The 9,941-nt window shown below is 71.4% G+C and carries 7 protein-coding genes; 5 read left to right on the top strand and 2 right to left on the bottom strand.

Annotated features, from left to right (window positions below):
- The coding region (locus tag Q7W29_12130; protein ID MDO9172564.1) for an alpha-mannosidase at nucleotides 1-373 on the top strand (373 nt) is incomplete at its 5' end.
- A 201-nt stretch (nucleotides 374-574) separates the two neighbouring features.
- Here the strand turns inward: Q7W29_12130 and Q7W29_12125 are convergent.
- Together Q7W29_12125 and alaS are read right to left on the bottom strand one after the other, a co-directional pair.
- The gene (locus tag Q7W29_12125; protein MDO9172563.1) at nucleotides 575-1,915 is read right to left on the bottom strand and encodes an isocitrate/isopropylmalate family dehydrogenase; all 1,341 of its coding nucleotides are present in this window, start codon (nucleotides 1,913-1,915) and stop codon (nucleotides 575-577) included.
- Between the two features lie 96 nt (nucleotides 1,916-2,011).
- On the bottom strand, nucleotides 2,012-4,702 hold the full coding sequence (gene alaS, locus Q7W29_12120) for an alanine--tRNA ligase (protein MDO9172562.1): 2,691 nt from the start codon (nucleotides 4,700-4,702) through the stop codon (nucleotides 2,012-2,014).
- A 175-nt stretch (nucleotides 4,703-4,877) separates the two neighbouring features.
- On the opposite strand from alaS, the gene wecB reads away from it, so the two are divergent.
- From wecB to Q7W29_12100, 4 genes are all read left to right on the top strand, one after another.
- Nucleotides 4,878-6,008, top strand: a complete 1,131-nt coding sequence (gene wecB, locus Q7W29_12115) for a UDP-N-acetylglucosamine 2-epimerase (non-hydrolyzing) (GenBank protein MDO9172561.1) — start codon at nucleotides 4,878-4,880, stop codon at nucleotides 6,006-6,008.
- 186 nt (nucleotides 6,009-6,194) lie between these two features.
- A complete protein-coding gene (locus Q7W29_12110; GenBank protein MDO9172560.1) occupies nucleotides 6,195-7,508 on the top strand; it encodes a NapC/NirT family cytochrome c in 1,314 nt (437 codons plus the stop codon).
- Between the two features lie 19 nt (nucleotides 7,509-7,527).
- Nucleotides 7,528-8,721, top strand: coding sequence for a hypothetical protein (locus Q7W29_12105; GenBank protein MDO9172559.1), 1,194 nt, complete (start codon nucleotides 7,528-7,530; stop codon nucleotides 8,719-8,721).
- On the top strand, nucleotides 8,721-9,653 hold the full coding sequence (locus tag Q7W29_12100; protein ID MDO9172558.1) for an EamA family transporter: 933 nt from the start codon (nucleotides 8,721-8,723) through the stop codon (nucleotides 9,651-9,653). Before Q7W29_12105 ends, Q7W29_12100 begins: the two co-directional genes overlap by 1 nt.
- Nucleotides 9,654-9,941: the final 288 nt, after the last annotated feature.

Genomic DNA, 9,941 nt, shown 5'->3' with positions numbered 1-9,941 from the left:
CTGGGCCACCGGCGGCTGGCAGGGCTACCAGGGCCAGGACTTCATCGCCGTCCTGGACCTCGGCCACCCCACCCCCGTCACCCACGTCGCCGCCGGTTTCCTCCAGGACACCCGCTCCTGGATCGTGCTGCCCACAGAACTAGTCGTCGAGGTCTCCACGGACGGCACCACCTTCCACGAAGCCGGCCGCCTCACCCACGACACCCCCGTCGACACCGACACCGTGATCATCCGCGACCTCTCCCTCGCCCTCGACGGCACCGCCCTGCGTGCCCTGCGCTTCCGCGCCGTCAATTACGGCGCCCTCCCCCCCTGGCACCTCGGCGCCGGCGGCGATTCCTTCATCTTCGTCGACGAACTGCTCGTGGAGTAGCATCCGACCGCAGGCTCGTCCCCGCTCCGGCCGCCATGTCTCCTCGCTCAGGGTGACACGAACCCATCGTGACAGGGGTGTCCTGGAGGCCCCGCAGCCAGGATGGCGGAGGGGCCGGAAGGCCAAGCGCTCCGGACACACGAGGTGTCCGGAGCGCGTCCCCGGTCACGGGGGATTCGGCACGACTCTGTCGACGAAACCCTACATGCGAGCGACGATCGCTTCGCCGAAGCCGCTGCAGCTGACCTCCACGACGTCCTGGCGCCCCTCGGCCTGCATCAGGCGGGCCAGGTCGTAGGTCACGCGGCCGTCGGTGATGGCCTTCTCGGTGCCGTGCAGGATCAGGTCGGCCGCCTCGGTCCACTGCATGTGGCGCAGCATCATCTCGGCCGACAGGATCAGCGAGCCGGGGTTGACCTTGTCCAGACCGGTGTACTTCGGGGCGGTGCCGTGCGTGGCTTCGAACAGGGCCACCTCGTCGCTCATGTTCGCGCCCGGCCCGAGGCCGAGGCCGCCGACCAGGGCGATCGCGGCGTCGCTCATGTAGTCGCCGTTGAGGTTGGGCAGCGCCATGACGCTGTACTCGCCGGGCCGGGTCTGGATCTGCTGGAAGATGGAGTCGGCGATGCGGTCCTTCAGCAGGATCTTGCCGGCGGGCAGCTTGCCGCCCAGCTCGTCCCAGAGCTTCTTCTCGGTGACGAAGTCGTCGGGGAACTCGCGCGCGGCCGTCTCGTAGCCCCACTTCGCGAAGCTGCCCTCGGTGAACTTCATGATGTTGCCCTTGTGGACGATCGTCACCGACGGCAGCTTGTTCTTGACCGCCCACTCGAGCGCCTTGCGCACGAGCCGGGTGGTGCCGAACTCCGAGATCGGCTTGATGCCGATGCCCGAGTCCAGGCGGATCTGGCGGCCGGTCATCTTCTTGATCAGGTCGATGACCGCGAGCGCCGTCTCGCTGCCGCGCTCGAAGTCGTGGCCCGCGTACACGTCCTCGGTGTTCTCACGGAAGATCACGAAGTCCACCTGGTCGGCGTACTTGTTGGGGCTGGGCACGCCGGGGAAGTAGCGCACCGGGCGCACGCAGGCGTACAGGTCCAGGTGCTGGCGGAAGCGCACGTTGATCGAGCGGAAGCGCGGGCAGACGCCGTCGTCCTTGCCGCAGCCGTCGCACTTGCCGTCGTGGTACTGCTGGTGGGCGCAGTGCAGGCAGACGTGGGTCTCCTCGCCGATGGGCGTGGTGAACGGCCCCTTGATGGCGATCTTCAGGTGACGGATGGCCTCGACCGTCTCCTCGGGGAACTCGCTGCCGTAGTGGTGCAGGCCCTCGAGCCCGGCGTACAGCGGGCACCAGGCGATGCTGCGCTTGCCGCCGTAGGCCTTGGCCACCGCGGCGTCGACGACCCGCTCCATCACCGGGGTGATGTCCAGGCCGATGCCGTCGCCGCGCAGGACGCCGATGATGGGCTTGTCGCCGATGGCCAGTTTGCCGTCGCGCACCTCAATCAGGTCGCCGGCGGGGATCTTGACTGCCTTGAACTCCATGCTGCGAGCCCTTCCGTTCCTGGTTAGCCGTTGCGCAATCATGCAGAAGATAGGCGACGGGGCGCTCCGGGACAAGGCCCCTTAAACCTGGGCCTCTTAAGCCAGGGCGTCGGTGATGGCCGCCGGCACGGCCGCCAGGGCCGCGTCGACCGTCCCCTCGGGCAGGCCGGCCTGCGCCGTGTTCGGCTTGCCGCCGCCGCGCCCGCCGACGCGTTCGGCGACGGCCTTCACCAGGTTGCCGGCGTGCAGCTTCTTCCCGGCGACGAGGTCCGCGGTGACGGTCACCAGCAGCGTCGCCTTGCCCTCCCACTCCGCGGCCAGGACGACGACGCCGCTGCCCAGCCCGTCGCGGGCGCGGTCGCCGAGCGCCAGCAGGGCGTCGCGGTCGTCGGCCGTGACCCGGGCCGCCAGCACGCGCACGCCGGCGACATCGACCGCGCCGCCGAGCAACGCGTCCAGCGAACCGGCGGCCGACTGCTGCTTGAGGCGGCGCAGCTCGCGCGCCAGTTCGTCGCGCTCCTGCATGACCGCCGCCACCAGTGCGGCGGGTTCGCCGTCCTGGCGGACCAGGCCGCGCACGGCCGCGAGCTGCTCACGGTCGCGGCGCGCCAGCGCCAGGGCGCGCTCCCCCGCCACCGCCTCGAGGCGGCGCACGCCGGCGGCGCTGCTGCTCTCGGCCGTGATGCGCACCGGCCCGATGTCGCCGGTCCGCGCGACGTGCGTGCCGCCGCACAGCTCCAGCGAGAACGCCGCCGTGGCCGAGAACGCCGCCGTGGTGCCGGGGATCTCGATCATGCGCACCGTCTCGCCGTACTTCTCGCCGAACAGGGCCATGGCCCCGCGCGCGCGGGCTTCGGCCAAAGGCACGTCCAGGTGGACGCGCACCTCGCCGTTGGCCAGGACCTCGCGGTTGACGATCTCCTCGACGCGCGCGAGCTGCACCTCGTCCAGGGCGCCGTCGTGGTGGAAGTCGAAGCGCAGCTTCTCGGGGCCGACCTCGCTGCCGGCCTGGGTCACGTGCTCGCCCAGGACCTGCCGCAGGGCCGCGTGCAGCAGGTGCGTCGCGGTGTGGTGGCGCATGGTGGCGGTGCGGTCCGGTCCCACCGCCAGCACGACGCGCGGGTCGCGGCGCAGGCGCGCGGCGAGGTCCTCGGCGTCGGCGGCCACGATCGCGAGCGGGCCGGCCTCATCGGCCACGGTCGTCGAGACCGCGTAGGACGACCCGTCGGCCAGGACGACCGTGCCGGCGTCGCCGATCTGGCCGCCCGACTCGGCGTAGAAGGGCGTGCGGTCGCAGAGCAGCTGGCAGCGGCCGTCGCCCAAGGAACTCTCACCCAGGGGGCGCACGCCGAGCGCGCGGGCCTCCTCGCGCAGGCTGCCGTAGCCGGTGAAGACGCCGCGCTGGCGGGCCGGGTCGGCGTCGCCGACCGCCAGCCAGGCGCCGACGCCGGCCATGAAGCGGCGCTCCTTGCCGCTGCCGGCGCGCTGGCGCTCCATGTGTTCGGCGAACCCGGCCTCGTCCACGGCCAGGCCGTCCTCGCCGGCGATCACGCGCGTCAGGTCCAGCGGGAAGCCGAAGGTGTCGTGCAGCTTGAAGGCGTCGGCGCCGTCGAGGCGGTCGCGGCCGGCGGTCCGCGCCGTGTCGCGCATCTCGCCGTAGACCTGCAGGCCGCGGTCGAGCGTCAGGTTGAAGCGCTCCTCCTCGCGGCGGATCACGTCGATGACGCGGGCCTGCCGCTCGACCAGCTCGGGGTAGGCGGCGCCCATCTCGCGCACGACCACCTCGGCGCAGCGCCACAGGAAGGGTTCGCGCAGCTCGAGGCGGCGGCCGTGGCGCGCCGCGCGGCGCAGGATGCGGCGCACGACGTAGCCGCGGCCCTCGTTGGCGGGCGCGGCGCCGTCGGTCACCGCGAAGGTGACGGCGCGGGCGTGGTCGGCGATGACCTGCATCGAGACGCGGTCCTCGCCTTCGGGGCGGCGGCCCGACAGCTCGGCCACGAAATCGATCAGCGGCGTGAACAGGTCGCTCAGGAAGTTGCTGCGCACGCCCTGGGCCACGGCCACCAGGCGCTCGAGCCCCATGCCGGTGTCCACGCTGAGCATCGGCAGCGGGTTCAGGCGCCCGGTCTCGTCGCGGTCGAACTCCATGAAGACGTGGTTCCACAGTTCGAGCCAGCGGTCGCAGTCGCAGACGCCCAGCGCGCAGCCCCGCGGGTGGTCGCAGGCCATGTCCGCGCCCTGGTCGATGTAGACCTCGGAGCAGGGGCCGCAGGGGCCGGTGTCGCCCATCGACCAGAAGTTCTCCTCGTCGCCCTGGTCCAGGTCGCCCAGGCGCTTGATGCGCTCCGTGGGCAGCTTGATGACGTCGCGCCAGATGGCGTAGGCGTCGTCGTCGTCCTTGTAGACCGAGGCCCACAGGCGGGCGGGGTCGAGGCCCATCTCGCGGGTCAGGAAGTCCCAGCCCCACTCCAGCGACTCGCGCTTGCCGTACTCGCCGAAGGACCAGTTGCCCAGCATCTCGAAGAAGGTGTGGTGGCGGGCGTCGCGGCCCACCTCCTCGAGGTCGTTGTGCTTGCCGCTGACGCGCATGCACTTCTGGCAGGAGGCGGCCCGCACGTAGTCGCGCTTCTCGAGGCCCAGGAAGACGGCCTTGAACTGGTTCATGCCGGCGTTGGTGAAGATCAGCGTGGGGTCGTCCTGCGGCACCAGGGAGCTGGACGCGACCACGGTGTGGCCCCGCTCGGCGTAGAACTCGAGGAAGCGGGCGCGGATCTGCTTGGCGTTCAAGGGGTTTCCTTCCGGGTCCACGACCGGGCCGGGGCGCGGACGACCGCCGCACGGGCACGATCCATGCTCATTCCTGCTATTCGGGATTGGCTCGGGCGGCTATTGTAAGGGCGCTCCGCACGAAAATCAACACGCGCCGGACCCCGACGGGCGGCGCGCCAGGCACGGAGGCGGCATGTCCCGCGTATCGCTCATCTTCGGCACCCGCCCCGAGGCCATCAAATTGGCCCCACTCATCCTGGCCCTGCGCGCCGAGCCGGATCTCGAACCCCACGTCTGCGTCACGGCCCAGCACCGCGAGATGCTCGACCAGGTGCTGGCCATCTTCGGCATCGTCCCGGACGACGACCTGGACCTGATGCGTCCCGACCAGACGCTGGCCGGCCTGACCTCGCGCGCCGTGGCGGCCGTCGACGGCTACCTGCAGCGGGCGCAACCGGACCTGGTCCTGGTCCAGGGCGACACCACCACGGTCTTCTGCGCCGCCCTGGCCGCGTTCTACCGCGGCATCCCGGTGGGTCACGTCGAGGCCGGCCTGCGCACCGGCGACCTGCGCGCGCCCTTTCCCGAGGAGGCCAATCGCCTGCTCACGACGCGGCTCGCCGACCTGCACTTCGCGCCGACCGCCACCTCCCGCGACAACCTGCTGGGCGAGGGCGTCCCCGTCGCCCGCGTGCACGTCACCGGCAACACCGTCATCGACGCGCTGCTGATCGCCCGCGGGCGCGTGCTGGCCGCGCCGCCGGAGGTGCCCGGCCTGCCGGCGGACCTGGTCGACGGCACGCGGCCGCTGGTGCTGATCACCGGCCACCGCCGCGAGAACTTCGGCGAGGGCTTCCGCGCGGTCTGCCGCGGCATCGCCCGCCTGGCGCGCGGCTTCCCCGGCCACGCCTTCGTCTACCCCGTGCACCTGAACCCGCACGTCCAGGCGCCGGTGAACGAACTGCTCGGCGGCCTGGACAACGTCCACCTCATCGCGCCGCTGCCCTACCTGCCCTTCGTGCGGCTGATGGACCGCGCCACGCTGATCCTGACCGATTCGGGCGGCGTGCAGGAGGAGGCCCCCAGCCTCGGCAAACCGGTGCTGGTGATGCGCGCGACGACCGAGCGGCCCGAGGCCGTGTCGGCAGGCACGGTGAAGCTGGTGGGCACCGACGAGGAACTGCTGGTCGCCGAGGCGACGCGCCTGCTGGCCGATCCCGCGGCCCACGCCGCGATGGCCCGCGCGATCAACCCCTACGGCGACGGCCTGGCCACCGGCCGGATCGTGGCGGCGTGCCGCCGGTTCCTGCAGGAAAGAGCCTGACCTCGCCGACCGCCCGTCCGGCGCCGGCCATTGAGATCGTCATTTCATCCACTTGACGCCCGATCGCCGTGGGCCTACCCTCGCTTGGCAACCTCGCCTAGGTCCACGGCTCCGCCCGCCGACATCGATCCGGAGGTCAAGATGCGATTCCCACATCGGTTAGCGGTTTTGTGCCCGGCGCTGCTGTTGCTCGCCGCCGCGACCGTCGCGGCGACGCCCGCCAGCGACGCCGCGCTCGGCACGCGCAGCTACGACGACTACGAGCGCCCGCAGGTCTGCGCCACGTGCCACATCGACATCGCGCGCCAGCACGAGCAGGCGATGATGTCGCAGGCCTACACCCACCACTGGGACGCAATCGAGTACTTCGGCCTCGCGGTGCCCCACGCGGAGAAGGAGCCGAAGGTCGCGGGCGTGAAGGCCGGCTGCAACGGCTGCCACGCGCCCATCGCCTTCCTGGCCGGCGACGTGCCGCCGCCGCATCCGGAGGCCGGCTCGCGCGCCAACGAGAGCGTGTCGTGCGACCTCTGCCACTCGATCACGGGCTTCGAGGGCGACACGCCCTTCAACTTCAACTGGATCAGCGAGCCGGGCCGGGTCAAGCAGGGGCCGCGGGCGGGCCGGGTCAGCCCGCACCACGACACCGTCGAGAACCCGTTCCTGCGCACCGCCGAGTTCTGCGGCACCTGCCACAACGAGAAGGACCCCTGGGGCCTGTGGGTCAAGAGCACGCACCTGGAGTGGAAGGAAGGCCCGCACGGCAAGGCCGGCATCGTCTGCCAGGACTGCCACATGCCCCCGGCGGCCGGCCGCAGCGCGACGATGGGCGAGCCGCTGCCCGACGTGCGCCAGCACCTCTTCCACGGCGCCCACGACAACGGCAAGCTCGCCGGCGTCGTCGAGGTGCGCATCCACCCCGAGTCCCGCGAAGCCGAGCCGGGCGACAGCGTGCGGCTGAGCGCGACCCTGGTCAACGCGAAGGCCGGGCACAAGGTGCCGTCGGGGTCGGCCGAGGAACGCGTGCTCTGGCTGCACGTGACCGCCACCGACGCCGCGGGCAAGACCTGGCACCTCCCCGTCGACGCGAAGGGGTTCGCGGGCGAGGAGCTGACGATCGCGTCGGCGACCGCGATGGCCTACCAGGACATCGGCGACATCAAGGGCCTGGCCGACTTCCCCGGCCTGAAGCGCGACGGCGAAGTGCCAGCCGGCGACCGCATCTTCCGCCTGCCCTACCTCGACCCCCAGGGCCGCATGACCATCGCGCAGTGGAACACGGCCTCGTTCGGGCCGGACTACCGGCTGGCGCCGCTGGCGGCCGTGAACGAGACCTTCACCTGGAAGCTGCCGCAGGACGCGGCGCCGGGGCCGATGACCGTGACGGCCGAAGTCTGGTACTCGCGCCTGGTCTCCTCGGTGGCCGAATACATGAACGTGCCGCGCGAGGAATCCGAGCCCGTGAAGATCAACACCCACATCACCACGTTCGAGGTCCTCTGACCGCGGAAGGGAGTCCGACATGAACCGCAGAATCCTCACTCTCGCCGCGCTGGCGGCCCTGTCGTGCGTCGCGTTGCTGATGGACGTGAACGACGCGGGCGCCATCCCGGCCTTCGCCCGCAAGTACCAGATCTCCTGCACCACCTGCCACGCGCCCTTCCCCCGCCTCAAGCCCTACGGCGAGGAGTTCGCCGGCCGCGGCTTCCGCATGGAGGAGGGCCAGGAGCCGGTGCGCGCCGTGTTCGACGTGGGCGACCCCCTGCTGCGCCTGCCGCGCGACCTGCCGCTGGCCGCGCGCATGGAGGGCTACCTCTCGTACAAGGAGGACGCCGACGCCGAGATCGACATCGAGTGGCCCTGGGTCTGGAAGATCCTCTCCGGAGGACCGGTGGGGCCCAAGACGTCCTACTACTTCTACTTCCTGATGGAGCGCGGCGAGGTCGTCGGCCTCGAGGACGCCTACCTGCAGCTCAACGACGCCGCCGGCAGCGGCTTCGACCTCATCTTCGGACAGTTCCAGGTCTGCGACCCGCTCTTCAAGCGCGAGCTGCGCCTCGAGCGCTTCGACTACCTGATCTACAAGGCCAAGGTCGGCGGCTCCCCCATCGACCTCACCTACGACCGCGGCCTGATGTTCCTGCGCACGCTGCCCGGCGACGTCGCCTTCACGGCGATGATCCTGGACGGCAACGGCATCGGCGCCGCCGAGGACGCGAACGTGTCCGATTTCAAGAACCACGACAACGACAAGTACAAGAACTTCGCCCTGCGCCTGGCCAAGCAGACCGGCATGGCGCGCCTGGGCGGCTTCGGCTACCTCGGCCGGACCCAGGACAACGCCGGCACGCGTCTGAAGAACGACACCTACTACCTGGGCGCCGACCTGGTGGTCGACGTCGGCGCGAAGTCGCAGCTCAACGCGCAGTTCCTGTACCGCGAGGACGACGACCCGTTCTTCGTCGGCGGCGACACGTACTGCACGCGCGGCGGCTTCCTGGAGGCGCACTACTTCCCGCAGGGGCAGGACGGCCGCTGGGCGCTGTCGTGCCTCTACAACCGGGTCGCGTCCGACGACGACACCGCCGATCGCGAGACCGTCTCGCTCACGGCCAACCACCTGCTCGACCGCAACCTGCGCCTGATGCTCGAGGGCGGGCGCGACGTGGAGGCCGGCAAGACGCGGCTGAGCGTCGGACTGATCAGCGCGTTCTGATGCGCGAGGGAGGATCGGGCCGCGCCGACCGCCGCCGCCGGCTCGCCGGCTTCGGCCTGATCCTCCTGTCCGCCCTCTCGTTCGGGGCCATGCCGATCTTCGGCCGCCTCGCCTACCGCTCGGGCGTGGACCCGGTCACGCTGCTGCTGCTGCGCTTCACGTTCGCCACGGCGATCATGCTGCCGGTGATGTTCGCGCGGCGCCTGCCCTGGCCGCGGGGCCGGACGCTGCTGGGCCTGATCGCCATGGGCGCCGCCGGCTACGTCGGGCAGTCCATCTGCTTCTTCACCGCGCTGAAGCACGCCTCGGCCGGCCTGGTCTCGCTGCTCCTCTACCTCTACCCGGCGCTGGTGGCGATCCTGTCCGTGGTCGTGCTGAAGGAGCGCCTCACCCGCCGCAAGACGCTCGCCCTGGGCTTGGCCCTGGCCGGCGCCGTACTGACGATCGGGCTCAGCGGCGGCGGCACGCCGACCGGCATCGCCCTGGGCGTCGGCGCCGCGGTGATCTACGCCCTCTACATCATCTACGGCACCCACCTGCTGAAATCCGTGCCGCCGATCCCCGCCGCGGCGGTGATCCTGGCCGCGACCGCCGTCGTCTACGTCGGCCTGGTCGCGGCGCGCGGCCCGCACTGGCCGGCCACGGCGGCCGGCTGGGGCTGGATCGCCGCCATCGCCGCGATCTCGACGGTCGTGGCGACCGTCACCTTCCTGGCGGGGCTGGAGCGCATCGGACCGACCAGCGCCTCGACGCTGTCGACGATCGAGCCGGTGATCTCGGTGGGGCTGGCGGCGCTGGTGCTGGGCGAGCGGCTGGCGCCGCTGGGGCTGGTCGGGGGCGTGATGATCCTGGGGGCGGTGGTGGTGCTGGCGCGCGGGGAGTCGTCGCGGAAGGGCCGGCCGCGCCGCCTCGATCACGAAGTCCCGGACTAGCCGCCGGATGCCGGGTTCATGGCTGCCAGCAAGGTCGCCAGCACGATCGACGCTAGGCGGCACGGTCGCCCGGCTCTCACGGCCCACTCCAGGCCACGCGAAGGCGTCCCGGGTGCCTCACGACGGCGCGTCCTCGGAAACAACCGGCCCCGTCCTCCCACGGCGTTCCTCCAGTTCCCTGCGAACAGCCAGGGCTCTGGCTTCCGTGATGGGGTAGGTCGCCACGGCCCAGATGGCGATCGCCGAAGTCACGACCGGGACGCCCACATCGAAGAGGCGCAGCATGGT

Source organism: bacterium (genome assembly GCA_030654305.1).
Taxonomy (GTDB): Bacteria; Krumholzibacteriota; Krumholzibacteriia; order LZORAL124-64-63; family LZORAL124-64-63; genus PNOJ01.
Note: the sequence above shows the minus strand (reverse complement) of the source record. Positions and strands in the feature narration are given on the sequence as shown.

Bases quoted from the DNA above. Each gene is read 5' to 3' on its own strand.
- Q7W29_12125 (MDO9172563.1), bottom strand. From the start codon at position 1,915: ATGGAGTTCAAGGCAGTCAAGATCCCCGCCGGCGACCTGATTGAGGTG.
- Q7W29_12105 (MDO9172559.1), top strand. From the start codon at position 7,528: ATGAACCGCAGAATCCTCACTCTCGCCGCGCTGGCGGCCCTGTCGTGC.
- wecB (MDO9172561.1), top strand. From the start codon at position 4,878: ATGTCCCGCGTATCGCTCATCTTCGGCACCCGCCCCGAGGCCATCAAA.
- Q7W29_12100 (MDO9172558.1), top strand. From the start codon at position 8,721: ATGCGCGAGGGAGGATCGGGCCGCGCCGACCGCCGCCGCCGGCTCGCC.